Below are 24,426 nucleotides of genomic sequence, written 5' to 3' on the forward strand. Positions count from 1 at the left end.
GTGTCTTCGGCTTCGGGGGCTATCGACCCGCCAGATTTTTGCTAGCCATGCTAGCTATTACGCCGTCTGGGCGACTGCGTGGCGCTCAGCGCTGGCGGTGCGAGCGCTGCGCGGTCGATGCAGGAGGGCGTCGACGGCCCATCGTCCGCCTCCCGTGAGGACAAGCGCGATGCCGAGGAGTGCCAGGACGAGCACGAACTCGTAGCCGCCGTCCTGCGCGAAGAAGCCGGCCGTGAAGTGCACCGTGAACATGGCGCCGAGCGAGACGATCGCGAGCAGGGCTGCGGCGACGCGAGTGAAGAGGCCCGCGATGAGCAGCGCCCCCGCACCGATCTCCACGAAGGGGAGGGCGACGCCGGCCACGTCGGCGAGCGGGACGCCGAGACCCGCGAGCATCTCCTGGACCCCGCCGATTCCCGTGGTCGTGAGCTTCTGGACTCCGTGGAGCAGCATGGTCGCGCCGAGCGCGATACGGAGGATGAGCAGAGCGGCATTCGCTGAGGTTGACATGCGGTCGACGCTAGGAAGCGAGGCAAGCGGGAACCTGAGAAGCGCGGGTCGGGGGCGACGCCGAGCTGTCCGGGTGCGCCCCGGGTGTTCCAGCTCGTCCGCGACGCGAGCTTCACCGACGCGTGTGCCGTGGCCCGCGGGGGCGTGCCTGGTGGAAAACCGGGAGGGTGAACTGCTCTTCAGCCCGAGCCCGTCTGTATGACTTTGCTATGACTCAGAGCTCTTGGGCCCTGGCCGGGCGTGCCTACTCGGCGTGGTCGCCGGGGTCAGCCGGCGAGCGGCTCGATCGTCGTGCCGCTCTCGATCGTCGTGCCGTTCTCGGTCGCTTTGCCGAACTTCGGTGCCTCGCCGACGAACGTGCATCCGCGGAACGTCGTGGCTGCGTTGAACTTGGCTCCGGTGAAGCTGCAGTCGATGAACCGCGTGTTCGTGAACTCGGCGCCGGAGAGCTCGGCGCCATCGAAGGCGCAGTTCGAGAAGACCGTGCCGGGGACGGCGCGGAGGCGTCGCAGCTTCGCGTCGCGGAACGTGCAGTCGGAGACCTCCGGCCCGATGGAGGCCTGCGGGATGCTCGCGCCCGTGAAGGCGCAGGCCCGCAGTGAGCCCTCGAGTCGGGTGTGCGCCGTCAGCTTGGCGCCGTCGAAGTGGCAGTGCGTGAGGGTGCTGTTGCTGATGCTGAGTCCGCCGACGAGTCCGCTGGCGTCGACGTTCGAGAGCTCGAGGTGCGCGATGGCGATGCCGAGACTGCCGGCCTGCAGCTCGCGGAGGTCTGTGGTTCCGGCGGACGCATCATGCCAGCTGGGGGTGAGCCGATGCGGGCCGGGCACGACGCTCGAGAGGCGCGAGAGCTGGGTGCGCAGCGACGAGAGCTCCGCGGAGGTCCAGCGTTCGCGGAGGGTCTTGCGTTCGGGGGCGCTCATGCCCTCGAGCGTAGCGGGCCGGGCCCATGGGGCTGGGGCCGTTAGGTGCGGCGCACCCGTCAGCGTCGGTTCTCCGGGAGGGTGATCTGCTCGGTGCTCTGCCAGCGGATGCCTGAGGCGCGTCGGCGGATGCGCCACCGGCTTCCCTCGCGCACGAACTCGTCGTCATAGCTTCCGCCCGTGGAGACCTTCGCGGCGACGCCGCCGTGCCAGGTGGCGGGATCTCCGGTGCGGCGGACGGTGATGGCGAGGAACTCGCTGTGCGCCGTGGCCGTGTCGTCGCCCAGGTCGATGATGGAGTTGAGCACGAGGTGCTGCCCCGTGATCCGGTCGGGCCCGGAGGAGTCGGTGAGGATCTGCCTGAGCTCGGCGGGGGAATGGAGGCCCCAACCCTGGGGGTTCTCCGCCCAGAAGGAGCCCCGGAAGTCGATGACGGCGTCGCCGGTGAAGAGCGTCTCCCACAGGTCCCATCTCCGGTCGTCGACGGCGAGGCTGTAGCGATGCAGGAGCTCCTGGATCTCGACCCGGTCAAGCGCTTCACTCATGGTCGCTGCCTCTCGGTGTCGGTCGTGCCGCTGGGCTCGGCCCGCTGCTCGCGGGGCGCGCGGGATCGGTGCGACGACCAGGCGGCCCACAGCTCACGGTAGGGGCCCTCGGAATCGAGCAGCTCGTCGTGCGTTCCGTCCTCCACGATGCGGCCGTGCTCCATGACGAGCACCCGTTCGGCGCTGCTCGCCTGCGTCAGGTGGTGGGCGACGGTGACGACCGTCCGCCCCGCGAGGGCTCGCCGTGCCGCGTCCTCGAGGGCGCGTGCGTCGGTCGTGTCGGCGTCGGCCGTCGCCTCGTCGAGGATGACGATGGGGGCGCGGGTCACGAGCGCACGAGCGAGGGCGAGACGGTGCGCATCCGTGGCCGTGAGCTCGGCGTTGCCCTCGCCGATGAGCGTCTCGAGGCCGTCGGCGAACGTGTGCCGCCATCGTGGCCCCGCGACCGATTCGAGGGCTTCGTGCAGCTCCGCGTCACTTGCGTTCTCGCGCGCCATGAGGAGGTTGTGGCGGAGGGTTCCCGAGAAGACGTGCACGTCCTGGCTCACCATCACGACCCGTCGCGCCCGCTCGTTCTCCTCCATGAGCGCCGGGTCGAGACCGGCGACGTCGACGCGCCCTTCGCGCACGTCGAGGAGCCCCATCAGCACGCGCGCGAGGGTGCTCTTGCCTGCGCCGGACGAGCCGACGATCGCGACGCGCTGGCCTGCCGGGATGCGCAGCTCGTCGATCCAGAGGACCGCCGGGCGGCCAGGGTATGCGGCGACGACACCGCGCAGCTCCACATTGGGGGTGGCTGGCTCCCCGGCGACGGCGGCGGCGATCGCGGCCCCTGCCGCGGAGGCGGGCGCGGAGAGCCCGGCCCGTGCCGGAGCGAGCTGGATGACGCCAGCGACGCGGGCGAGCGAGGCGCCCGCCGACTGCAGGTCGTCGACGAGCATGAGCAGCGCGATGAAGGGCCCGAAGAGGGCTTGGAAGAGGAGCGCTGCGGTCGTGACCTCGCCGATCGTCGCCGAACCGCTGAAGGCGAGCCAGGCGCCGACGAGGAGGACCGATGCCAGGCCGACGGCCTCGGCCATGTTCATGCGGAACCCGAAGCGGCTCTGCACGATGCGGGTGCGCAGCGACCAGCGCAGCACGTTCCAGGAGCGCGTGCGGATGCGCTCGGTGATGGCCTTGCCCCACCCGAAGGCGTGCACGGTGGGGAGGGCCTGGATGGCGGAGACCATCTCGCGGGAGCGCGCCGCGACGGCGACCCGCTCGGCGGCGTAGAGGCGTGGCGCCTTCCGCAGGTAGCGCCTCAAGGCGAAGGCGTGCACGGGCACGACGGTGAGCATGGCGAGCAGGAACAGGGGGTTGAGGACGGCGAGGCCGATGCCCGTCGCGATGACCGCGAGGCCCGCCGAGACGACGGCAGGCACGGCGCCCGTGGTCACATCGCCGACGGTGTCGACGTCGTCGGTGGCCCGGGAGACGAGCTCGCCGTCGGCGATCTCGTCGACGAGGACGGGCGGCAGGGAGAGCGCGGCGGAGACGAAGTCCTCGCGGAGGCGGGCGAGCGCCGTCTCCAGGACCGCGGCGAGCGCCATCGAGCCGAGGGCGCCGAGGGCCGCGCTGCCCGCGATCCCGGCGATGAGCAGGAGCGCGACGTCGAGGAGGCTGTGGTCGACGCCCGTGACGGCGTCGACGAGACGCCCCAGCCCCGTGGGCACGAGCAGCGCTGCGCCCGCGGCGGCCCCGAGCAGGGCGATCGAGAGCACGAGCATCCACGGGCGAAGGGTGAGCAGATGCCAGGCGAGCCTGGCTGCGCGCTTGCCGCTCGCGGTCGGCAGCGTCGTGGGCTTGGCCGACGAGTGCACGCCCGTCATGCGACCGCCTCCGCGTAGCGGGGGTCCGTCGACATCAGTTCGTCGTGGGTTCCCTCTGCCGCGATGCTGCCGTCGCGGAGCACGAGCACGCGGTCGGCCCTGACGAGGAGCTGCGGGTTGGAGCAGACCACGACGGTCGCGCGCTGGGCCGTGGCCGTGCGCATCCGCTCGCCGATGTGCTGCTCGGTGACGGCGTCGATGGATCCGGTCGGCTCGTGCAGCACGAGGACGGGGGCCGGGGCGGCGAGGGCCCTGGCGAGGGCGAGCCGCTGACGCTGGCCGCCGGAGAGGGTGCGCCCCGCACCGCCGAGTGGGGTGCGGATGCCGTTCGGCAGCTGCTCGAGCACGTCCTCGAAGGCGGCGGCCGCGAGCGCGTCGTCGGGCGACCGTCGCGCGCCGGCGACCCCGGTCACGCCGACGACGTTCGCCGCGACGGTGCCCGGAACGGTGTGGGCGGCGTGGGGCGCCGCGGTCACGAGCTCGTGGAGGCGTTCGGCGTCGACTTCCGCGAGCGGGAGCCCGTCGACCGTGATGGTGCCGAGGGGCGGGTGGATGCGCCCGCCGAGCAGTCCGACGAGCTCGGCGGCGTCGTGGGCGTCGGCGACGACGCCGATGATCTCGCCCCGCTCGACCGTGAAGCTCACCTCGCGGAGGTGCGCGCCGGTGAGGCCGGAGACCGCGAGTGCCGGGGTCAGGCCCACACGGACCGGGCGCGCTGCGGTCGGGCGTTCGCGGGCCGACGCGCCGCCCGAGGTCTCCGCACTCGGGTCGACGGCTGGTCCGTCGCCTTCGCGCGGCTCCCGCGCATAGGGGGCCTGGAGCAGGGAGAGCACGCGCTTCGCGGAGGCGCCGGCTCGCGCCCACACGGCGCCCACGTTGACGGCGAGCGCTTCCATGGGGCCCATGACGACCTGGACGACGCCGACGACGGTGATGAGCTGCCCGACCGTGATGCTGCCCTGGGCGGCGAGGGCCGCGGCGATGAGGCCGATCGCGACGACGAAGATCCCCGTCGCGGTGCTCGAGACGCCCACGAACCACGCCTCGGCTCGCCTCGTCGCGATCGCCGCGACGCGCGCCCGCTGGCTCGCCTCCGCATAGCTGCGGGCGGCGCGGCCCGTTGCCCCGAGCGCTGTGAGGGTGCGGAACCCCGCGATGGCGTTGGCGGCGAGCGACGCGGAGTCGGCGGTGAGCCGCTGCTGGTCTTCGGCCCGCGCGCGCAGGTGCCTGCCGAAGCGGTCGAGCAGCAGGAGGAAGAGGGGGCCGCCGACGATCACGGCGACCCCGAGCGGCCAGGCGATGCTGATGAGCACCACGCCGGCGGCGATGACGGCGGCGAGCTCGGCGACGGGGTGCACGAAGAGGAGACCCCCGAACGCGACCCGCTGCACGTCGGAACCGCCGACGCCGAGCAGCTCACCCGTGGGCCGCTGCCGGTCGCCGAATCCGCGGGGGTCGAGGCTCCGCTCGCTCACCCGCATCCGCAGCTCGTGGTGTGCTCGCTGGATGCCGTTCACGAGGAAGTAGACGCCGGTCCGGTACGACCAGGCCAGCAGCACGAAGACGGCGACGAGCACCGCGACCCACACCGCGAGCTGGGGTACGTCCCGGTCGACGATGCCTCGGTCGATGACGAGGCCCACCACGACCGGCACCGCCACCTCGCAGAGCTGGTGCGACACGAAGAGGGCCGTCGCCGGGGCGAGCCAGCGCTTGACACTCATCGCGGTCTGCACGATGAGGCGCCTCGGCCCGGTCGTCTGCGCTGCTGCCACGCGGTGGCCTCCTGCTTGGTGCGGTCGACGTGCTTCGGATGTGCGGGAACTGAGCCGCGAGACGCCTCGGGCTAGGGCGACCTTGCTATTTTTCCCTAGTTTCGAGAATTCCGCGCCCATGTCGCTCGTGTGCGGCATCCACGTGCGGGGCGTTCAGTCGAGGGAGAGCCATCCGCCGAGATGGGCGGCGACGCTGACGTCGCCGGGCAGGGCCCGGACCGTGGCGTCGGGCCGCTGCTCGGTGCGCCACGCGGCGGCCGCACCCCAGCGCTCGGTGCGACGGAGCTCGCGCTCCGACCTCACGACGACGTGCTCGCCGAGGCGGACCGCCCCGAGGTCGGAGATGCCGACCTCGGACACGGCGCGCTGCAGGGCACTCGCCTCGGGTCGACCGAAGCGCACGGCGGCGTCGATGTCGATGCGGACTCGCCCGCGAGGGAGGGCGCGCGAGGCTGGGACCACCCTCGTGTCCGAACCGAAGACCCGGTGGTGCTCGTCCGGGACGACGACGCTCGCGTGGGGGAGATGCTCGAGGAGGCTGTCCACGCAGACGAAGGCGGCGCCCGCGCTCGGCGCAGCGGCCAGTACGGCGATGACGTCGGGGGCCTCCGTGCGGAGTGCGCGGGGTCGAGAGCCGTCGACGCCGATCTTCCGCGAGAGCAGCAGGGTCTCGTCGTTCTTGTGCACCTGGCTATCTGCGTCGGCGGCGGTCCTTCCCGCCCAGTCCGGGCCGTCGTGCCACGCCACGGCGGCCGGCTCATAGGCGAGCACCGCCCCGGCGAGCCAGGCTCGGTGGGTCCACTCCCAGTCTTCGCCGCCGTAGCCGAGGAAGTCCTCGTCGAAGCCACCCGTCTGGTCGAAGAACCAGCGGGTGCAGGAGAAGACGGCGCCGATGACGAACCGGTAGGAGCGGTCGTCGGCATCGAGCAGCCTGCGCGAATCACGGTATGCGTCGGCGAGCCAGGCGGGTTCCTCGAGTTCGTGCTCGGGCCCGGCGACCTCGACCGCAGCGTCTGTGTCGATGCCGGCGAAGTCCGCGTGCTTGCGGCGCCCCGCGACGACAGCCTCCGGGAGGAGGGACGGCAGCGCCGCCATCCGCGACACGTACTCGGGCTCGGGTGCAGTGTCGGCGTCGAGGAAGCACAGAACGTCGCCCGTCGCGCCGCGCGCGCCGAGGTTCCTCGCGGCACCGGCCCGGAAGCCGAGGTCTTCTTGGACGAGGAGGCGCACCCCCGCTGGCACACGTGGCGCCACTCGCGACCCGTCATCGACGACGATGACCTCGAGCAGCTCGGTCGGATGCGTCTGCCGCGCGAGGGCGGCGAGCGTCCGGTCGAGCTCCGCCTGCTGCTCGAAGTGCACGACGATGACCGAGACGCTTCGCGGTTCGGGGTCCCCGGCACGTGCATCAGCGCCAGCGCCAGCGCCAGTGCCACCGCCACCGTCATTGCTGGAGCCAGCGTCAGCGAGGGCGAGGTCCCAGCGGTTGCCGGGCACCGAGCGGCCGAACGGGGGCAGCTCGGATGCGCTTGCGCTCACAGCGCCGCCCACCAGCTGAGGTAGGCGCGGGCGATCTCCTCGATGCTCGGGGAGGTCGACGTGGTCTCGTCGAGCCACGTCGACTCGGGCTCGCGAAGCGCACCTCGCAGCGCCTCGGCGAGCTGGCCATCCCGGACGAGCAGCATGGTCTTCGGGCGGATGGTGTCCATCTCGCGGAAGTAGTCGGAGTCGACCGTGAGCGGCCTGCGGCCTGCGGACAGCCAGTCGGTGAGGGAGCCGGAGGCCGACACGTGCTGGTGCGCGATGATCGGCACGGCGACGGCCCGGCTACGCGCGAGGCGATCCTCGGGGGAGAGGAACCCGGTGCTCGTGAACTCGACGCCCAGCTCGGCCGCGTACCTGCCGAGGTCGACGAGCTCCTGCTCGTGCCCGGCGGACGCGCATCCGAGGGCCACGACGCGCGGACGATCGGAGGCCGGGATGGTGGCGACGGCCTCGACGACCTCGAGGTGCCCCTTGCCCGGGTAGTAGAAGCCGAGCACGGCGATCTCGTCGCTCGGCTGCCAGTCGGCGGGGCGGGGCTGCGGTGGCTGCGCCGGGAGCGGCACGACGTGCACCTCCACGCGGCGGCCGAGGGCGAGCTCGAGGAGTCGCTGCTCGTGGGCGCTGTTGCAGACGGTGCCGGCCGCGGCCTCCACGACCCGGCGGTAGCAGTCGGTGCGGCGGGGGAAGCCGCGTTCGCCGTCGGAGGGCTGGGGAACGTCGTGGAGGGTGACGCTCACGGGTCCGCGCGCGGCGAGGCGCTCGAACCGCTCGGCGGCGCGCTCGGGGGTGCTGCCCCAGAGGCGGTCGGTGAAGTGGACGTGCGCGAGCTGCGAGGAGTCGAGCCCGTGCGCGCTGCGGTATGTGACGGCGGAGTCGAGCTTCGCGACGGCTGTCGCGACGGCGCGCGCGTATTGGTCGACGCCGTGGGTCTCGTCGTCGCGGTGGAGGAGCAGGGGCGTGGTGCTCACACGGCCCTCAGTGCTTCCATCGTCGCCCCGTGCCTGGCGAGCCCCGCCGCGACGGCGTCCGGGTGCTCCCGGTACCAGGCGAGGTGGGCATCGCGAATCCGGTCGGCCGGGATGGCCTTGCCTTCGACGGTCCACGACTCGGTCGCGACGTCCTCGAGCCCCCACGCGTCGATGACGGACTGCTCGCGGGGTGCGTGGATGGAGTTCAGGATCTCGCGGTCGAGGGTGATGGCCACCTCCGGGAGGCCGAGGCGATCGCGCACGCGGCTCGCGGTCTCGAGCCAGATGGGGTTGCCGGGGTGGTTGATCGTGCGCGCCTGCGCGAACGTGGGGTGCCGGAAGAGCTCGGAGACCGTCACGGTGCCGTGGTGCTCCTCGCGGGTGCGCAGCTGGGCGATCGACTCGGCGGCGACGGCCGCGACCGCGTTCCTCGAGGCGGACACGGGGAGCGCATCCACCCCCGCCGCCTCGGCCAGGATGCGGAGGTCGTGGTACGGCACGAGGGGTGGCACCAGCGAGGTGTCGGACGGTGGGCGGATGATCGCCTGGAAGGGGTAGAGGCCAGCGAACCGGATGACGGGGAACAGGGCCACGCGCGCGTCGCTCGGCAGCTGTGCTGCGAGCTGTCGAGTGCCGACGGGCAGCCCGCGGTAGTCGTCGCGCACGGGCTGGGAGACGAGGAAGCTCGCGCGGCCGAGCCAGGCCTCGAGGTACGGGAGATCGGTGGCCTCGAGCTCGTGCACCGGCGGAGTGCGCACGAAGCAGACGTCGTCGCCGAGCGCGAGACGGAGCGATTCTGCCTGGCAGTTGCCGATGGCGAGCCCCACGGGGCGGTCGTCCTCGGAAACGGGGCCGTTCTCGGGTGCGAAGAACTCCGCGAGGTGCGCGAGGCGTGCGGTGGCGTGCGTCATCGAGGGGAGCGTTCTCCGAACCTGCCGAGGTGGGTGGGGGTGGGGGTGCGGCTCAGCCTAGCTCCCGGGCGACCTGCCGCAGCGTGGGGTTGAGTTCGGGGTGCACAAAGTGGTAGCCGGCCTCCGTGAGGCGCTCCGGCAGCACCCACCGGCTCTTCAGGATGAGCTCGGGCTCGGTGCGCAGCACGGCCATCGCGGGCTCGAGCATCCACCGCCAGGACGGCATGCCGAAGGGGGCCCGCACGGCGCGGCGGATGCCCGCCATGAGGGTGCGGTTGTCGCTCGGGTTCGGGCTGGACACGTTCACGACGCCGTCGAGCTCCGCTCGGTCGAGGAGGAAGCGGACGGCCCCGACGACATCGTCGACATGCACCCAGCTGAACTTCTGGCGGCCTCTCGTGCGGTACTGCGGGGCGCGTCCGTCGCCGCTCGGCGCGCTGCCGATGCCCCGGTAGCGACGGTGGTTCGGCGCCCAGCCGTCGATGTTGGGCCCGCCGAGGCCGATGCGGGCAAGCGTGAAGAGCTTGCTCGCGGCGGGGCCGTCGCCGAGCACGATCGCCATGCGGAGCGCGACCCGACGGGTGCCGGGCAGCTCGCCCTCGAAGAACGCGTGCTCCCAGCTGCGGGCGACGTCGACGGAGAAGCCCTGCCCCAGCTCGCCCGTCGACTCCGTGTTCGGCCGGTCGGTGGCATGGCGGTAGATGGTGGCCGTCGACGCGTTGAACCAGACGCGCGGAGGGGCGGCCGCGGTCTCGACGGCGACCCGCAGTGCGCTCGTCGTCTCGACCCGCGAGCGCAGGATCTCGTTCCTGTTGGCGTCGGTGTAGCGGCAGTTCACGGACTTGCCGGCGAGGTTGATGAGCACCTCGGCGCCGTCGATGGCCCGCTGGATCGCCGCGGGGTCGCCCCAGCGCACCGACTCGTGTCTGCCGATGCGCGTGATCTCCCAGCCGTCGCGCTCGAAATCGGCGGCGAGGGCTCGGCCCACGAACCCGCTTGCCCCGGCGATGACGACGCGGCGTCGGCTGGTGGCGGGGGACTGCTCGGCGTGGTTCTTCGGTTCCATGTGGCCGAGTGTAGTACTTTCTGAACATGTTCAGTTCTAAGAGCGGCGAGATGATCGAACCGGGAGCGGCACCCACGAAGCGCGAGCGGACCCGCGCCCTCATTCGCGACATCGCACTCCGGTCCTTCCGCGAGCGCGGGTACGACGCCACGACGGTGCGGCGCATCGCCGACGAGGCCGGGGTGTCGGTCGGCACCACCAACTACCACTTCGCCACCAAGAACCACCTCGTGCAGGAGCTGTACCTCGACGTCCAGCTCGGGCACGCCGACGCAGCAGAACCACAGCTCGACGGTGTGCGCGACCTCGTCGATCGCCTCGCCGTCGTCTACCGCACCGGACTCGAGCAGCTCGAGCCCTACCATTCGCACGCCCCGGAGTTCCTCGCGGCCTCGGTGTCGCCGCGCTCGCCCATCAACCCGCTCTCCGAGGAATCGGCGCCGGCGCTCGCGGTGATACGGGGGCTCTTCGAGAGTGCCGTCGAGGGGGCGAAGTCGCCGCTTCCCGACGAGTTCAGGGCTGGCCTGCCGCAAGCGCTCGTGCTGAGCCACCTGCTGCTCGCGCTGCTCTGGGTCTACGACTCCTCGCCCGGGCGCGAGCGCACGAGCCGCATTCTGGACCGCGCGCTCAACCTGCTGCGGATGACGCTGCCGCTCACGCGGATCCCCGTCGTGCGGGCCCCGCTGCGCGAGCTCCTCGCGCTGGCCTCCGATGTGAGGGCCTGATGGTCGGGGGAGAGGGTGCGGCGGAGCGTGGGATGAAGTGCGAGATGGACTGCGCTGGCGTACCCAGGGTCGAGCCCGAGCCCGAGCCCGGCGTCGGGGCCGGCGACGGGCCTGGCGTCGGGCCTGGCTTCGGGCCTGGCGACGGGCCTGGCGACGAGCCGCGGTCTGTGGGGTCGCGGTCTGTGGGGCCGCTGTCCGTCTCCGAGGCGGTGCTCGGTGACGACTTCGCGCGCCTCGACGCCCAGCTCCAGCGCTACTTCGGGCCGATCCCGGCCGGGCATGAGGGCCGCGGGCGAGGCGTCTACGCCTGGGCCGGTTCCCGCTACCGGCTGCTGCGCCCGGTGCTCGCCTGGTTCGCGTGGCGTCACATCCTCTTCCCCGAGCGCGGCCGCGACGTGCCGTTCACCGTCGTCAACCGGCCGGATGGGCCCGGGGCGCTCTCCGCGCGACGGGAGTTCGAGTTCTCCCACGTGACCCGCGTGATGGAGGACACCATGAGCGTCATCCGCAGCCCGGGAGCGCGGCCGCGCCTCGTCGACCGGCTCGGCAGGCGTCGGGGGCTCGAGGTCGAGCTCGAGCTGTCCGTCGAAGATGGCGGTCTGCGGATGCGATCGACGAGGCTCGCGCTCCGGCTCCGCGTGCCGCACCTGCCGACGCGCGGGGTGCGCGGGGTGCGCCGGGTTCACGGGGTGCGCGGAGTGCCCGGGGCGGACGCCGCGTCACCCATCCGGCACCTGCGCATCCCGCTGCCGCGCATCGTGACCATGACGCTCGACGAGCGCGCGCATCCGGACGGCGACGGGCGCCAGTGCGTCGACGTGCGCCTGCGGGCGCCGGTGCTCGGGGACGTGTTCCGCTACCTCGGCGAGTTCGAGTACGGCATCGTGCCGGTGCTTGCCCCGGGGCCGGTGCCGTTGTCGGTCTCAGCCCCGGAGCCAGAGCCGGAGCCGTTGCCGAAACCGGAGCAGCCGTCGAGGTCGGTCGACTCCGGAGGATTCCCGGGCACGAGCGCGTAGTCTCGCGCCGGAACGAGCCCACCAGGACCAGCATCCCGAGACCAGCATCCCAAGACCAGCATTGCGAGGCCGCATGGACACGAGCACCGAGACGCCCGAGATTCCGGAGATCGCCATCGGCGGCCCGGTCAGACGCACGATCGCCATCCTCGGCGCGGGCGGCGACCTGACGGAGCGCCTGCTGCTGCCCGGCATCGCGAAGGTCGTCGACGCGAGCCCTGAGGTCGAGGTGCACCTCATCGGGGCGGCCCGCACGCCGCAGTCCCGCGACGAGTGGCGGGGCGTCGTCCGCCGCAGCCTCGAGGCCGCCAGCGTGTCCGCCGCGACCATCGATGGGCTCGTGGCGAGGTCCGAGTTCGTGGCGACCGACGCATCGTCGCCCGAGGAGCTGCGGGAGCTGCTCGATGCGTGCCCGACCGCGCCGCTGCTCTACATCGCCCTGCCGCCCGCCATGGGCAAGAAGGTCGCTGCGGCGCTTGCCGAGCTCGAGCTGCCGGGAGAGCTGCGGATCGCGATCGAGAAGCCCTTCGGTGAAAGCGAGGCCGATGCACGAGAACTCAACGAGGCCCTCGCCAAGGTCGTGCCCGACGAGCGACTGTGGCGCATCGACCACTTCCTGGGCACGCCGGCCGCCGTCGAGCTGATGCGCTCACGCGAGGTCGTCGACGCGAGCGGCGTCCCCCTCGTCGAGGCGAGCGAGGGCGGCACCCTCGGGCGGGTCGAGATCGTCTTCGAGGAGGAGCTCGGCATCGAGGGACGCGGCGCCTTCTACGACCAGACCGGAGCGCTGCGCGACATGCTGCAGAGCCACCTCATGCTCATGCTCGCGCTCACGGCCATGGAACGGCCGGGCGACCAGGAGAGCGCGCGCGATGCGGCGCACGACGGCGAGCCGGCCGGCACGCTCGACGACGCCATGATCGACGTGCTCCGCAACGTGGGCGTGTGGGACGACGAGCCGGTCTCTGCACGCCGGGCGCGCTACACGGCGGGTGAAGTCGGCGGCAAGCACCTCCCGGCGTACGTCGACGAAGAGGACGTGGAACCCGAGCGCGGCACCGAGACGCTCGCGGAGATCACGCTGCGGGTCGAGACGCCGAGGTGGCGGGGCATCCCGTTCCTTCTGCGCTCCGGGAAGGCCATCGGGGCTGCGAGGCAGGAGATCGTCCTGACGCCCGCGGATCCGGGAGCGGAGCCGACGCGCATCCCGCTCGACGCCCCCGCCGACGACAACAGCGCTGACCCCTACGCGAGGGTGATCGCGGGCATGCTCGGCGGCAGCACGCTGCTCTCCGTGCGTGGGGATGTCGCCGAGGAGCTCTGGCGCATCGTGGGTCCCGTGCTCGACGCGTGGGACCGGGACGCGGGCGACCTGGGGGAGTACGAGGCCGGCTCGGCGGGGGAAGTCGGGAACGAGGACGAGGGCGAGGACGAGGGCGGCCGCTGAGCGGTTCACGCCCGAACCCGCCCCGCGCCAGGAAAGGACCTGCCCCGTGAGAGGAGGGAGGCGCGTGCTGCGTGCATGTCGAATCGGCATCGGGTCATGCAGATTCTGAAGCGCCACTGTCGGTGGTCGGCCATAGCCTCGAAGGAGGACTCACCACAGCGCGAGGCTCGCTCCAACGCATGAGGCTCGCTCCAACGCACGGGCCTCGCTCCAACGCGCGAGGCTCACTCCAACGCACGAAGAAAGGCACGCAATGACGCTGGCACCACATTCGCTCATCGCCGGAAGCAGCGAACTCGGGGGCGGCGACGAGCTCGTTGCTCGTCGCGCCGCGGACGGGGCGGTGCTCGCGCCGACCTTCCGCAGCAACACGAGCGAGGAGCTCGAGGCCGCCGTTCAGGCGGCGCACGAGGCGTTCGACGAGTACCGCTCGACGTCACCGGCTGATCGGGCGGCCTTCCTGGAGCGGATCGCGGCGGAGATCGAGGCCGACAAGGACGAGATCATCGCCCGCGCCCACGAGGAGACCGGGCTCCCGGTCGCGCGGCTGACCGGCGAGGTCGGGCGCACGACCGGGCAGCTGCGCCTCTTCGCCAGGGTCGTGGCCGAGGGCAGCTGGCAGGGGGCCCGCGTCGACGAGGCGCTGCCGGACAGGGAGCCCCTCCCGCGCGCCGACATCCGCCAGCGGAAGATTCCGCTCGGCCCCGTCGCCGTCTTCGGCGCGAGCAACTTCCCGCTCGCGTTCTCGACGGCGGGCGGCGATACGGCCTCCGCGCTCGCGTCGGGCAGTCCCGTCGTGGTGAAGGCGCACAGCGGCCACCTGGGCACGGCGGCGCTCGTCGGCCACGCGATCGCGCGCGCCGTCGAGGCCTCCGGCCTGCCGAGCGGCGTCTTCTCGCAGCTGTACGGCTCCGGGCGGGTCATCGGGCAGGGCCTCGTGGCCGACCCGCGCATCAAGGCGGTGGGCTTCACCGGCTCACGTTCCGGCGGGCTCGCCCTCGTGCGCGTCGCCCAGCAGCGAGCGGAGCCGATTCCGGTCTACGCCGAGATGAGCAGCGTCAACCCCGTGTTCGTCCTGTCGGCGGCGCTCGCCGCCGACCCAGCGAAGGTCGCAGCCGACTACGTCGGCTCGCTCACGCTGGGCTCCGGCCAGTTCTGCACCAACCCCGGGGTCGTCCTCGTGCCGAGCGGTGAGTCAGGAGACGCCTTCCTCGCCGAGGTGGGCACTCGCATCGCCGCGGCGAACGGCCAGACCATGCTCACGTCCGGCATCGGCGACGCCTACCGTGAAGGGGTCGCCGAACGCGAGGCCTCCGGTGCGACGGTCGTCGCGCGTGGGCAGGCCGACACTGCGGCGAACGCCCCGGCGCCGATCGTGTTCAGCGATGCCGTCGAGGCCTTCGGCGAAGCGCTCGAGGGCGAGATCTTCGGCGCCGCCGGGCTTGTCCTGCGCTACGACGGCACCGAGCAGCTGCGCGAGTTCGCGGAGCAGCTCGAGGGGCAGCTGACGGCGACGGTCCTCGCGGCCGACGCCGACGCCGACGAGGCCCGAGCCCTCCTGCCCGTGCTCGAGCGCAAGGTGGGTCGCATCCTCTTCAACGGCTGGCCCACCGGTGTCGAGGTCGGCTACTCGATGGTGCACGGCGGGCCGTACCCGGCGACCTCGGATGCGCGCTCGACGTCGGTCGGGGCGCTCGCCATCGAACGGTTCCTGCGCCCCGTTGCCTACCAGGACGTGCCAGACGCTCTCCTGCCTGAGGCGCTGCGCGACGCCAACGAGTGGGGCGTTCCTCGCCTGGTCGAGGGGCGCATCCAGCTGCCCGCCCAGTACTGAGCCACCGCCAGTCGTGCTGAGTCGCCGCTGGTGGCGCTGAGTCGACACCGGTGGCGCTGAGTCGACACCGGGGTTGGGTGTCGCCACCGGTAGCCCGACGGCGCCACCGGTTCCGCCCCCCCCGTCGAAAGCCCGTGACACGAGGAAGACCTCACCCGAACCGGGGGTGAGGTCTTCCTCGTGTGGTCAGGTGCGCTGAGCAGTCAACCGGCGCGCTCAGCGCTGCGCTGGCCTGCTCAGAGCTTCACGGGGGTGAACAGGGTGCCGTTCTCGAGCCAGGACGAGAGGTTGTCGAGGACGAGCTGCCGCATGTCCGCTCGGGTCTCGACGGTCCCGCTGCCGAGGTGGGGGAGCAGGACGACGTTGTCGAGGTCGAGGAGCTCCTCTGGCACGTTCGGCTCGTCCGCGAACACGTCGAGGCCGGCTCCGCGGATCGTGCCGGCCGTCAGGGCGGCCACGAGCGCGTCCTCGTCGACGACGGACCCCCGGGATATGTTCACGAGCACCCCGTCCGGGCCGAGCGCCTCGAGGACCTCTGCGGAGATGAGCTTCTGCGAGTCCGGCCCTCCCGCCGCGGCCACGACCAGGGCGTCGCTGCGGCGTGCGAGCTCGACGAGCGAGTCGACGTACGGGAACGGGGAGCCCGGGATCTCGCGGCGGTTGTGGTAGCTGATGCGGCAGTCGAAGCCCTGCAGACGCTGCGCGATGGCGGAGCCGATCCGCCCGAGGCCGACGATGCCGACTCTGGTTCCCGTGAATCTGGTCGTGAGCGGGAAGTTGCCCGAGGCCCAGGAGCCGGCTCGAACGTAGCGGTCGGAGGCGCTGATGCCCCGGTACACGTCGAGCAGGAGCGAGAGGGCGGTGTCGGCGACGCAGTCGTTCAGGACGTCGGGGGTGTTGCTGAGCGCGATGCCGCGCTCGCGGGCTGCGACGGTGTCGGTCGTGTCGTAGCCGACCCCGAAGTTCACGATCGCCTCGAGGGCGGGGAGGCGGTCCATGAGCGCTGCGGACACGCCGAAGCGTCCGCCCGTGACGACGACGCGCACCTGCGTGAGCTCCTGCTCGCGCTCCGGTGTCAGCTCGTCGGCGACGGCCGAGATGCGTGGAGCGTCGAACTCGGCGATGAGCTCCTTCTCCAGCTGCGGCATGAGCGGTCCGACGCGCAGCACGGTGGCCGCAGTGCCGGGCGAGGGGGACACGGGCGTGGTGTCCGGCGAGCCGTTGGGAGCGGTGGCTGGGGTCGACGCGAGAGGGGTTTCCATGTCTGGATCGTAGGACGCACGACCGATGCTGGTCCAAGATGCACTTTGCATAGATTGATTCCCTCGGAGCATTGATGCGTGTGTTGCCAGTAATCGCAAGGGAACGCGGGTCGCTAGTGTTGAGTCCGGCCCCGCGCCTCCCGCCGTCCCCCGCGGCTCCCTCGCTCAGCTCTGTTGACGCCGCCGAATCGGCGGACACAAGCTGAAGGCGTCTCAACGAGGAGAACCACTGACTCAGGGCAAGGCTCTCGAGTTCACAACACCGGAGGAACAACGATGTCTTCTTCACACGAACCGTCCCCGACCATCGGGCGATCCCCAGCTCACCGCCCGTCACGCGCGCGCCGTCCCATCGCATCCGTCACCAAGGCCGTCGCCGTCGGGGCCGCCGCGCTGCTGCTCACGAGCTGCGCCGTCGCCAACTCGGACGGCGCAGCGGGCGGCACTGGCGGCGGAGCGGCCGGTGCGCTCCGGGTCGTCCTCCAGCAGGAGCCGCCGACGCTCGAGCCCTGCGAGGCGAACCTCACCTCGACGGGCGTCGTCGTGCGCTCGAACATCACGGAGCCGCTCATCGAGCGCAACCCCACGACGGGCGACCTCGACCCGCTGCTCGCGACCGAATGGGAGCAGACGAGCGACACCGAGTGGACCTTCACGCTGCGTGACGACGTCACGTTCCAGGACGGCACCCCCTTCGACGCCGAGGCTGCGGCCTTCTCGATCGACCGTGCCGTGAACAGCGACCTCGGCTGCAACGTCGAGGGCTACGTCTTCGGCGAGACCGACCTCGAGGTGAACGCGGTCGACGCGACGACGCTCACCGTCACGACGCCCGAGGCCGACCCCATCCTCCCTCTGAAGCTGTCCTTCATCGAGATCGTCCCGACCACGACGAGCACCACCGACAAGGTGCGCGAGCCCATCGGCACCGGCCCCTACCAGATCGGGCAGTGGGACGTGGGAACGAAGCTCACGCTGAACGCCTACGACGGCTACTGGGGCGACGCCCCCGCCTACCCGCAGGTCGACTACCAGTGGCGCGGCGAGGGCACGGTCCGTGCCGCCATGATCACGGGCGGCGAGGCCGACATCGCGATGGGCCTCAGCCCGGATGACGGCATCGGCGAGAACGGCGTCAGCTACCCGAACAACGAGACGATCGCGCTCCGCTTCTCGGGCGACATCGCGCCGCTGGATGACATCCGCGTCCGTCAGGCGATCAACTTCGCCGTCGACAAGGAGGGCATTATCTCCTCCCTCTACCCGAACGGCGACGTCGTCGCCTCGCAGCTGATCCCCGAAGGTGTCGTCGGACACAACGACTCGCTCGAGCCGTGGGCGTTCGACCTCGACAAGGCGAAGGCGCTCGTCGCCGAGGCCAAGGCCGACGGCGTGCCCGTGGACACGAAGATCACCCTCGTGACGCGGACGGCGCAGTTCCCGAAGGTCAACGAGCTCTCGCAGGTCCTGCAGGAGCAGCTCACCCAGGCGGGCCTGAACGTCGAGCTCCGCATGGTCGACACGACGCAGCACCTGCAGTACCAGCTGCGCCCGTTCGTCACGAACGAGGGCCCCATCGCGCTGCTCGTGCAGCACGGCAACCAGGCCGGTGACGCCCAGTTCACGGTCGACCAGTACATGAGCTCCACGGGAGCCCAGTCGACGTTCGGCACCCCCGAGTTCGACCAGAAGCTCGACGCTGCGGCGAAGACCTCCGGCGACGAGCGACAGACGGCGTACGAGCAGATCTTCGCCGACCAGAACGAGGAGATCGTGCAGTTCGCGCACATCGCGCACCAGACGGGCCTGCTCGGCATCGCGTCTGGCATCACCTACGAGCCGAACTCGGCGAGCGGCGACGAGCTGCGCATCGCCGAGGTGAAGCCAGCGGCCTGACGGCCGCCCGCCACCCCGGAGAAAGCAGCCGCTCATGTGGACCTATCTCAGAACCAGAATCGTCTCCAGCCTGCTGCCGCTCGTGGCCGTCGTCCTCGGCGTGTTCATCCTGGCTCGCCTCACCGGAAACCCGGCGAGCCTGTACCTGCCGCTCAACGCGACGGAGCAGATGAAAGAGGACTTCGCGGTCCGCAACGGGCTCGACCAGCCGCTGTGGATGCAGATCGTCAACTACTTCTCCGGGGTGCTGCGCTTCGACTTCGGCGAGTCCCTCCGAACGGGAGAGCCCGCAGCAGCCATGGTGCTGCGGGCCTTCCCGGCCACGCTGCAGCTGGCCGGCGTCACGATGCTCCTCACCGTGGTCCTCGCCGTCATCATCGGCAGCTGGGCGGCGCTCAAGCCCAACGGCGTCGCCGACCGCATCGCGAGCTTCTTCTCGATGGCCGCCGCCAGCGTTCCGGACTTCTGGCTGGCCATCATGGGCATCTGGATCTTCGCGATCACGCTCGGCTGGCTGCCCACCTCGGGCGTCGACAGCGGCGGGCTCTCCTGGATCCTCCCCATAGCGACGCTCATGCTGAGGCCCGTCGGTGTGCTCACGCAGATCGTCCGCGGCTCCATGGTGAGCGTGCTCGGGCAGCCGTTCATCAAGGTGGCCCGCAGCAAGGGCGCAGGCCAGCTCCGGGTCGTGTTCAAGCACGCGCTGCGCAACGCGGCGGCCCCAGCTCTGACGGTGGCGGGTGACCTCACGGTCGGCCTCATCAACGGCGCGGTCGTCGTCGAGACGATCTTCGGCTGGCCCGGCATCGGGAAGCTCATGATCGACTCGATCCTGCAACGCGACTTCGCCGTGCTGCAGGCCGCCGTGCTCATCACGGCCCTGTCGATCTTCATCCTCAACATCCTCATCGACCTCGGCTACGCGCTCCTCGACCCGCGGGTCAGGCCCGCCGCGAAGCAGTCGCGCATCCGCTCGACGAACAAGGACGACAAGCGGGACGCGGCCGGAGCTGCCGCTCGCACCTCCGGCAGCAACGCAGAGAAGGGCAAGGCGCATGTCTGACCCCCAGAACCCACCGATCTCGGGCGGCCCGAGCACGGGAGCCGCCCCGCAGCAGCCCCCCGCGACGACGAACGTGCTCCTGCAGAAGGAGAAGCGCGAGCGGAACGTCGCCGAGCGGCCCTCCATGTTCACGCTGCTGCTCAAGGACAAGGTCGCGACGGTCGCGGCCGCCGTCCTCGCCGTCGTGGCCGTCGTGGCGGTCTTCGGCCCGCTCATGGTGGGCGAGCTCGCGTCGAAGCAGGACCTCACGGCGATCAACCTGGCCCCGTTCAGCCTCGACAACGGCTGGGCGTTCATCCTCGGCAGCGACTCGCTCGGCCGCAGCATGCTGGCGCGCCTCGTCATCGCGACGGGGACGACGCTCGGCGTCGCGGTGCCCGCCGTGCTCGTGGCACTCATCATCGGCTCCATCTGGGGTGTCTGGGCCGGCTACTTCCGGGGCTGGCGCGAGTCGGTGTCGATGCGCATCGCCGACATCATCATGAGCTTCCCGTCGCTGCTGCTCGCCGTCGTCATCCTGTACGTCTTCAACCCGAGCCTCGCGAACATCGTGGCGGTGCTTGCGCTGACCCGCATCCCGATCTACCTGCGTACCGCGCGGGCCGAGGCCGCTGAACTGCGTTCGCGCATGTTCGTGGATGCGGCGACCAACTTCGGGACCAAGCCGCGGAGCATCATCTTCCGCCACATCGTGCCGAACGTCGTGCCGACCCTCGTCACGCTCGCGACGCTCGAGTTCTGCTACGTCATGCTCGCGGAGTCGTCGCTGAGCTTCCTCGGCATCGGCGTGCAATCGCCAGACGTCAGCTGGGGCCTCATGGTGGCGCAGGGACGCCAGTACCTGCAGCAGGCGTGGTGGCTCTCGGTGCTTCCCGGCCTCGCGATCGTCATCACGGCCGTCGCCGCGAACGTGCTGGCCTCCTGGCTGCGCATCGCGACCGACCCGAACCAGAAGTGGCGCCTCATGCAGAAGGCCACCAAGGTGAAGCTCCGCCCGGCGCTCCCCACGCGCGAGCCCGCCGGCGAGGTGTGAACCTCATCCAGGATCTGCAGTCTGAGCCTGCGGTTGGCGCCGCAGTCACCCACTCGGCCGGAGTCGCACGATGACTCCGGCCGAGTGGGTTGCGCTCGTCGTCATCTTCCTCGCCGCCTCCTGCCTGCAGGCCGGCATCGGCTTCGGGATGGGGATGCTCGCGGCCCCGTTCATCGCGCTCATCGACCCGGCCCTCCTGCCGGCGACCGTCATCATCATGTCGATCCTCCTCACCTCGATCGTGACGGTCGCCGAGAAGGACTCGCTCGACCTGCGGGGCGCGGGCTGGGCCCTCGTCGGCCGCGTTCCCGGCAGCGTCGCGGGGGCGCTGCTCGTCACTGTCATGGCACCCGCCGTCCTCTCGTGGGTGGTGGTCGCGACCGTCGTCACCGGTGTCGTGTTCTCGCTGCGCGGATGGGCCCCGAAGGTCACCAGGTGGTCGCAGATCGTGGCGGGTGCCGCATCCGGCGTCATGGGCACCACCACCTCCATCGGCGGGGCTCCCATGGCGATCATCTGGCAGGGCTCGGACTCGGCTCGTCTGCGCGGCACGCTGTCGGCGTTCCTGCTCGTCGGGTCGATCATCTCGTTCGGCCTGCTGCTCGCCTTCGGCGCGGTCGCCCCGCAGACGTGGCTCGTCGTCGTGTGGATGATCCCCGTCGTGCTGCTCGGCTTCGTCGCGAGCAGGTTCATCACCCCGCATCTCGACAAGACGCGCACGAAGCGGCTCGCGCTCGGCGCGTCCCTCCTCGGCTGCGTGCTCCTCGTGGCGACGCAGCTCATGCAGTTGCTCGCCTGAGCGCTCGCACTCGCGCCTGCGCCGGTGTCTGCTTCTGTGTCCGCTCCCTTGCGGCGCAGACCTAGGGTTCGCGCATTCTGCAGGGCAGCCGTTGACGTCGAACCCCCCCCAGGTCTGGAGTGGTGCCGGGCATGCTGTGCAGACTCTGGGGTTGCGCACCTGCTGGGCCGGGCGTGGGTGCTGAAGTCCCAGGTCTGTGGGGGCGCGGGGGTGTGCTGTGCAGACATTGGGGTTGCGCACGTGTTGGGCCGGGCGTGCTGTGCAGACCTTGGAGTAGCGCACCTGTTGGGCCGGGCGTGGGTGCTGAAGTCCCAGGTTTGTGGGGGCGCGGGGGTGCCGTGCAGACCTGGGGGTTGCGCACGTGTTGGGCCGGGTGTGGGTGCTGAAGTCCCAGGTTTGTGGGGTCGCGGGGGTGTGCTGTGCAGACCTGGGGGTTGCGCACGTGTTGGGCCGGGCGTGGGTGCTGAAGTCCCAGGTTTGTGGGGGCGCGGGGGCGCGCCGTGCAGACCTGGGAGTTGCGCACGCGTGGCGCTGCGCGTGGGTGCTGAAGTCCCAGGTTTGTGGGGGCGCGGGGGTGTGCTGTGCAGACCTGGGGGTTGCGCACGTGTTGGGCTGCGCGTGGGTGCTGAAGTCCCAGGTTTGTGGGGGCGCGGGGGCGTGCTGTGCAGACCTGGGGGTTGCGCACGCGTTGCGCTGCGCGTGGATGCTGAATCCACAGGTCTGGGCGACCGGGCGGACGCGCACGCCCCGCAGCATCCGCGACACCATCTCCCCGTGAGCCTGCGGCAGGGGAGGGGCAGTGGCAGGGGGCAGGGAATGGGGCTAGCGGATGACGCGCTCCAGGGGCAGGCCGGCCGCGCGCAGGTCGATGTTGCGCGCGATGTCGGCGGCCCGCAGCTCGAAGACCTGGCGGGCGTGGCCGGAGTGGTGAGGCGTGAGCACGGTGTTGGCGAGGGGCGAGAAGCGCTCGACCGACGCGGGAGCGTGGCCGTCCGCATCCGGAGCTCCCCACCACACGTCGATGCCGGCGCCGGCGATGCGTCCCTCGGCGAGCGCGTCGAAGAGGGCGTCTTCGTCGACGACCCCGCCGCGCGCGACGTTGATGAGCACCAGCTCGGGCTTCGCGGCGGCGAGCTCGGCGGCGCCGATCGTGCCGCGTGTGCGCTCCGAGAGGGGGATGGAGACGACGAGCACGTCGGACGCCGCCACGAAGTCGAGCAGCCGGTCTGGCCCGAAGACCTCCGCGAGGTCGAGCCCGTCGGGGCGGGGAGCATCCGGCCGCTGCCGGAGCGCGATGAGGCGCATGCCGAGGGCCTGCGCGAGGCGACCCACCTCGGTGCCGATCTCGCCGACCCCGAGGAGCCCGAGGGTGGTTCCGCGCAGCATCGGGTGGAAGGGGACGCTCGCGTCGTTGCCGATGGTGCGCCACTCGCCCGCGCGCATCTGCGCATCCGCCTGCAGGGCGCGCCGGCGCAGCATGAGCGCCGTCATGACGACGTGCTCGGCGATGGCCGCGCCGTGATGGCCGGTGTTGCAGATGGTCACCCCCGGTGGCAGGGCGTCGACGCTCACGCGGTCGGCCCCCGCGCCGGTGACGTGGAGGAGCGCGTCGGGTCGGAGCGACGACGCCTGCTGGGCGGTGAGCACGGAGGCGATGACGATGTCGGCCCCGCGGAGCGCGCTTTCCAGCTCCGCGGGGCCGAGCTCGGCCGCGAAGCTCCATTCGTGCTCCCGCTCGGTGCGGGCGAGGAGCTCCGCGAAGCGGGCGATGATCGGGTCGGTCACGAGGATGCGCATGGCGGTCTCCGGCTCTCTCGAAGGGGCGGCGGGGCTCGCGGCTACCAGCGTGGGCTGGCGACGGTGTAGTCGGGCTGGAAGCGCTGCATGTAGCCGGTGTCGTCGCGCTGCGTGATGCCGCTCGCCAGGAACTGCTCGTGCAGCTTCGCGAGGCCGTCCTCGTCGAGCTCGACGCCGAGGCCGGGGCCTGTCGGCACCCGGACGGCGCCGTTCACGAACGAGAGGTCGTGCGTGACGACGTCCTCGTCTGCCTGCTTCCACGGCCAGTGGGTGTCGCACGCGTAGCTGAGCGATGGGGTCGCGGAGGCGAGGTGCACCATGGCGGCGAGGCTGATGCCCAGGTGCGAGTTGGAGTGCATGGACAGGCCCCAGTCGAGCGACTCGGCGAGCCCGCCGAGGGTGCGCGAGCGGGTGAGCCCACCCCAGAAGTGGTGGTCGGAGAGCACGATGTCGATGGAGCCCTGCTCGACGGCGGGCTTCACGTCGGCGAAGCTCACGACGCACATGTTGGTGGCGAGCGGCAGCGTCGTGCCGCGGCGCACCTCGGCCATGCCGGCGAGGCCCGGGGTCGGGTCCTCGAGGTACTCGAGCGAAGATTCGAGGGCCTTGGCGACGCGCAGAGAAGTGTCGACGCTCCAGGCGGCGTTCGGGTCGAGTCGGAGCCCGAGGTCTGGGAAGGCGTCGGCGAGGGCGAGGATCGCGGCGATCTCCTGGTCGGGTTCGAAGACGCCGCCCTTGAGCTTGAGGGCCGTGAAGCCGTAGCCGTCCACCAGCTGGCGTGCCTGCTCGACGATGCCCTCGGGGGTGAGGGCTTCGCCGAACTCGTCGTCGCCAGCGCCGGGATGGCCGGCCCACTTGTAGGACCCACTCGGAGCAGGGGGATGGCCGGCCCACTTGTAAAACAAGTAGCCGCTGAAGGCGACCTCCGGCCGGAGAGCGCCCCCGAGGAGCGAGCTGACGGGCACTCCGAGGATCTTGCCCTGGAGGTCGAGGGCGGCGACGTCGAAGGGGGAGAGGACGCGGTCGGCGGTGCTCGACCCGGTGACCATGCCGCTCATGCCGTGCCCGCCCTGCGAGGTGTCGGCGACGAGGGCCGCCGCCACCTGGAAGCGCAGCCGGTTGGTGTCGAACACGTTCACGCCCACGACGGCATCCGCGGCGAGGGAGAGGCGGTGCAGGTGGGGTGCATCCCCGTAGGTCTCGCCGAGCCCCATGAGCCCGGCTCGTGTCCGGACCTGCACGATCGCGCGCAGCGCGTACGGCTCGTGGACGCCGACCGTGTTCAGCAGCGGCGGGTCCTTGAAGGCGACCGGCGTGATCGTGACGCTCGCGATCTCGTTCCCGGGGCTCCGGTCGAAGGGCTGTGGGAGCCCGGTCTCTGCTGCTGAAGCGGCTGCGGTCTGCGTGGTTGTGCTCGACGCGGTCATGTCGTCTCCCTCGGTTCGT

The 24,426-nt window shown here is 71.4% G+C and carries 20 protein-coding genes; 8 read left to right on the forward strand and 12 right to left on the reverse strand.

Going from position 1 to position 24,426, the window contains the following annotated elements; genetic code table 11:
- Positions 1-57: 57 nt before the first annotated feature.
- The 9 genes from ITJ61_RS00675 to ITJ61_RS00715 all read right to left on the reverse strand — a co-directional run bounded on the left by ITJ61_RS00675 (position 58) and on the right by ITJ61_RS00715 (position 10,108).
- Entirely contained in the window at positions 58-510 is a 453-nt protein-coding gene (locus ITJ61_RS00675; RefSeq protein WP_194685194.1) for a DoxX family protein, read from the reverse strand.
- Positions 511-776: 266 nt separating this feature from the next.
- Positions 777-1,430 (reverse strand): pentapeptide repeat-containing protein, encoded by a 654-nt coding sequence (locus ITJ61_RS00680; protein WP_194685195.1) that lies wholly within the window; start codon positions 1,428-1,430, stop codon positions 777-779.
- Between the two features lie 59 nt (positions 1,431-1,489).
- Positions 1,490-1,975, reverse strand: coding sequence for a nuclear transport factor 2 family protein (locus tag ITJ61_RS00685; RefSeq protein WP_104342227.1), 486 nt, complete (start codon positions 1,973-1,975; stop codon positions 1,490-1,492).
- Positions 1,972-3,843 (reverse strand): ABC transporter ATP-binding protein, encoded by a 1,872-nt coding sequence (locus ITJ61_RS00690; RefSeq protein WP_194685196.1) that lies wholly within the window; start codon positions 3,841-3,843, stop codon positions 1,972-1,974. The genes ITJ61_RS00685 and ITJ61_RS00690 overlap by 4 nt, the downstream gene beginning before the upstream one ends.
- A complete protein-coding gene (locus ITJ61_RS00695; RefSeq protein ID WP_181057968.1) occupies positions 3,840-5,618 on the reverse strand; it encodes an ABC transporter transmembrane domain-containing protein in 1,779 nt (592 codons plus the stop codon). The genes ITJ61_RS00690 and ITJ61_RS00695 overlap by 4 nt, the downstream gene beginning before the upstream one ends.
- A gap of 153 nt (positions 5,619-5,771) precedes the next feature.
- Positions 5,772-7,157: a glycosyltransferase family 2 protein gene (locus ITJ61_RS00700; protein ID WP_323744271.1), complete on the reverse strand. Its 1,386-nt coding sequence runs from the start codon at positions 7,155-7,157 to the stop codon at positions 5,772-5,774.
- Complete coding sequence (locus tag ITJ61_RS00705; RefSeq protein WP_194685197.1) at positions 7,154-8,131, reverse strand: hypothetical protein; 978 nt, start codon at positions 8,129-8,131, stop codon at positions 7,154-7,156. Before ITJ61_RS00705 ends, ITJ61_RS00700 begins: the two co-directional genes overlap by 4 nt.
- On the reverse strand, positions 8,128-9,042 hold the full coding sequence (locus ITJ61_RS00710) for a WcbI family polysaccharide biosynthesis putative acetyltransferase (protein WP_194685198.1): 915 nt from the start codon (positions 9,040-9,042) through the stop codon (positions 8,128-8,130). The genes ITJ61_RS00705 and ITJ61_RS00710 overlap by 4 nt, the downstream gene beginning before the upstream one ends.
- A gap of 52 nt (positions 9,043-9,094) precedes the next feature.
- Positions 9,095-10,108, reverse strand: coding sequence for an epimerase (locus ITJ61_RS00715; RefSeq protein ID WP_194685199.1), 1,014 nt, complete (start codon positions 10,106-10,108; stop codon positions 9,095-9,097).
- Between the two features lie 26 nt (positions 10,109-10,134).
- On the opposite strand from ITJ61_RS00715, the gene ITJ61_RS00720 reads away from it, so the two are divergent.
- The 4 genes from ITJ61_RS00720 to ITJ61_RS00735 all read left to right on the forward strand — a co-directional run bounded on the left by ITJ61_RS00720 (position 10,135) and on the right by ITJ61_RS00735 (position 15,130).
- Entirely contained in the window at positions 10,135-10,833 is a 699-nt protein-coding gene (locus tag ITJ61_RS00720; protein WP_194685200.1) for a TetR/AcrR family transcriptional regulator, read from the forward strand.
- A 44-nt stretch (positions 10,834-10,877) separates the two neighbouring features.
- A complete protein-coding gene (locus ITJ61_RS00725) occupies positions 10,878-11,849 on the forward strand; it encodes a DUF4166 domain-containing protein (protein ID WP_194685201.1) in 972 nt (323 codons plus the stop codon).
- Between the two features lie 73 nt (positions 11,850-11,922).
- Positions 11,923-13,296, forward strand: coding sequence for a glucose-6-phosphate dehydrogenase (locus ITJ61_RS00730; protein WP_194685202.1), 1,374 nt, complete (start codon positions 11,923-11,925; stop codon positions 13,294-13,296).
- A 253-nt stretch (positions 13,297-13,549) separates the two neighbouring features.
- Positions 13,550-15,130 (forward strand): aldehyde dehydrogenase (NADP(+)), encoded by a 1,581-nt coding sequence (locus ITJ61_RS00735; protein WP_194685203.1) that lies wholly within the window; start codon positions 13,550-13,552, stop codon positions 15,128-15,130.
- 236 nt (positions 15,131-15,366) lie between these two features.
- Here ITJ61_RS00735 and ITJ61_RS00740 read toward each other — a convergent pair whose 3' ends face one another.
- Positions 15,367-16,392 (reverse strand): 2-hydroxyacid dehydrogenase, encoded by a 1,026-nt coding sequence (locus ITJ61_RS00740; RefSeq protein WP_194685204.1) that lies wholly within the window; start codon positions 16,390-16,392, stop codon positions 15,367-15,369.
- Between the two features lie 276 nt (positions 16,393-16,668).
- Between ITJ61_RS00740 and ITJ61_RS00745 the strand changes: the two genes are divergently transcribed.
- From ITJ61_RS00745 to ITJ61_RS00760, 4 genes are all read left to right on the forward strand, one after another.
- Positions 16,669-18,288, forward strand: a complete 1,620-nt coding sequence (locus ITJ61_RS00745; RefSeq protein WP_104240981.1) for an ABC transporter substrate-binding protein — start codon at positions 16,669-16,671, stop codon at positions 18,286-18,288.
- Between the two features lie 34 nt (positions 18,289-18,322).
- On the forward strand, positions 18,323-19,351 hold the full coding sequence (locus tag ITJ61_RS00750) for an ABC transporter permease (protein ID WP_194685205.1): 1,029 nt from the start codon (positions 18,323-18,325) through the stop codon (positions 19,349-19,351).
- On the forward strand, positions 19,344-20,384 hold the full coding sequence (locus tag ITJ61_RS00755; RefSeq protein ID WP_104240983.1) for an ABC transporter permease: 1,041 nt from the start codon (positions 19,344-19,346) through the stop codon (positions 20,382-20,384). The genes ITJ61_RS00750 and ITJ61_RS00755 overlap by 8 nt, the downstream gene beginning before the upstream one ends.
- A 70-nt stretch (positions 20,385-20,454) precedes the next feature.
- Positions 20,455-21,183 carry a sulfite exporter TauE/SafE family protein gene (locus ITJ61_RS00760; RefSeq protein WP_194685206.1) on the forward strand — a complete coding sequence of 243 codons (729 nt, stop codon included), beginning with the start codon at positions 20,455-20,457 and terminating at the stop codon, positions 21,181-21,183.
- An 822-nt stretch (positions 21,184-22,005) separates the two neighbouring features.
- Here ITJ61_RS00760 and ITJ61_RS00765 read toward each other — a convergent pair.
- Together ITJ61_RS00765 and ITJ61_RS00770 are read right to left on the reverse strand one after the other, a co-directional pair.
- On the reverse strand, positions 22,006-22,980 hold the full coding sequence (locus tag ITJ61_RS00765; protein ID WP_194685207.1) for a 2-hydroxyacid dehydrogenase: 975 nt from the start codon (positions 22,978-22,980) through the stop codon (positions 22,006-22,008).
- Positions 22,981-23,021: 41 nt separating this feature from the next.
- Positions 23,022-24,407 (reverse strand): enolase C-terminal domain-like protein, encoded by a 1,386-nt coding sequence (locus ITJ61_RS00770; protein ID WP_194685208.1) that lies wholly within the window; start codon positions 24,405-24,407, stop codon positions 23,022-23,024.
- Between the last annotated feature and the right edge of the window lie 19 nt (positions 24,408-24,426).

Source organism: Pseudoclavibacter sp. VKM Ac-2888, assembly GCF_015351285.1.
GTDB lineage: Bacteria > Actinomycetota > Actinomycetes > Actinomycetales > Microbacteriaceae > Pseudoclavibacter.

What these genes read in the sequence shown, in the direction of transcription:
- ITJ61_RS00715 (WP_194685199.1), bottom strand. Translation starts at nt 10,108, where the DNA reads ATGGAACCGAAGAACCACGCCGAGCAGTCCCCCGCCACCAGCCGACGC.
- ITJ61_RS00760 (WP_194685206.1), top strand. Translation starts at nt 20,455, where the DNA reads ATGACTCCGGCCGAGTGGGTTGCGCTCGTCGTCATCTTCCTCGCCGCC.
- ITJ61_RS00690 (WP_194685196.1), bottom strand. Translation starts at nt 3,843, where the DNA reads ATGACGGGCGTGCACTCGTCGGCCAAGCCCACGACGCTGCCGACCGCG.
- ITJ61_RS00750 (WP_194685205.1), top strand. Translation starts at nt 18,323, where the DNA reads ATGTGGACCTATCTCAGAACCAGAATCGTCTCCAGCCTGCTGCCGCTC.
- ITJ61_RS00770 (WP_194685208.1), bottom strand. Translation starts at nt 24,407, where the DNA reads ATGACCGCGTCGAGCACAACCACGCAGACCGCAGCCGCTTCAGCAGCA.
- ITJ61_RS00745 (WP_104240981.1), top strand. Translation starts at nt 16,669, where the DNA reads ATGTCTTCTTCACACGAACCGTCCCCGACCATCGGGCGATCCCCAGCT.
- ITJ61_RS00765 (WP_194685207.1), bottom strand. Translation starts at nt 22,980, where the DNA reads ATGCGCATCCTCGTGACCGACCCGATCATCGCCCGCTTCGCGGAGCTC.
- ITJ61_RS00710 (WP_194685198.1), bottom strand. Translation starts at nt 9,042, where the DNA reads ATGACGCACGCCACCGCACGCCTCGCGCACCTCGCGGAGTTCTTCGCA.
- ITJ61_RS00725 (WP_194685201.1), top strand. Translation starts at nt 10,878, where the DNA reads ATGGACTGCGCTGGCGTACCCAGGGTCGAGCCCGAGCCCGAGCCCGGC.
- ITJ61_RS00675 (WP_194685194.1), bottom strand. Translation starts at nt 510, where the DNA reads ATGTCAACCTCAGCGAATGCCGCTCTGCTCATCCTCCGTATCGCGCTC.
- ITJ61_RS00685 (WP_104342227.1), bottom strand. Translation starts at nt 1,975, where the DNA reads ATGAGTGAAGCGCTTGACCGGGTCGAGATCCAGGAGCTCCTGCATCGC.
- ITJ61_RS00735 (WP_194685203.1), top strand. Translation starts at nt 13,550, where the DNA reads ATGACGCTGGCACCACATTCGCTCATCGCCGGAAGCAGCGAACTCGGG.
- ITJ61_RS00755 (WP_104240983.1), top strand. Translation starts at nt 19,344, where the DNA reads ATGTCTGACCCCCAGAACCCACCGATCTCGGGCGGCCCGAGCACGGGA.
- ITJ61_RS00740 (WP_194685204.1), bottom strand. Translation starts at nt 16,392, where the DNA reads ATGGAAACCCCTCTCGCGTCGACCCCAGCCACCGCTCCCAACGGCTCG.
- ITJ61_RS00680 (WP_194685195.1), bottom strand. Translation starts at nt 1,430, where the DNA reads ATGAGCGCCCCCGAACGCAAGACCCTCCGCGAACGCTGGACCTCCGCG.
- ITJ61_RS00730 (WP_194685202.1), top strand. Translation starts at nt 11,923, where the DNA reads ATGGACACGAGCACCGAGACGCCCGAGATTCCGGAGATCGCCATCGGC.
- ITJ61_RS00720 (WP_194685200.1), top strand. Translation starts at nt 10,135, where the DNA reads ATGTTCAGTTCTAAGAGCGGCGAGATGATCGAACCGGGAGCGGCACCC.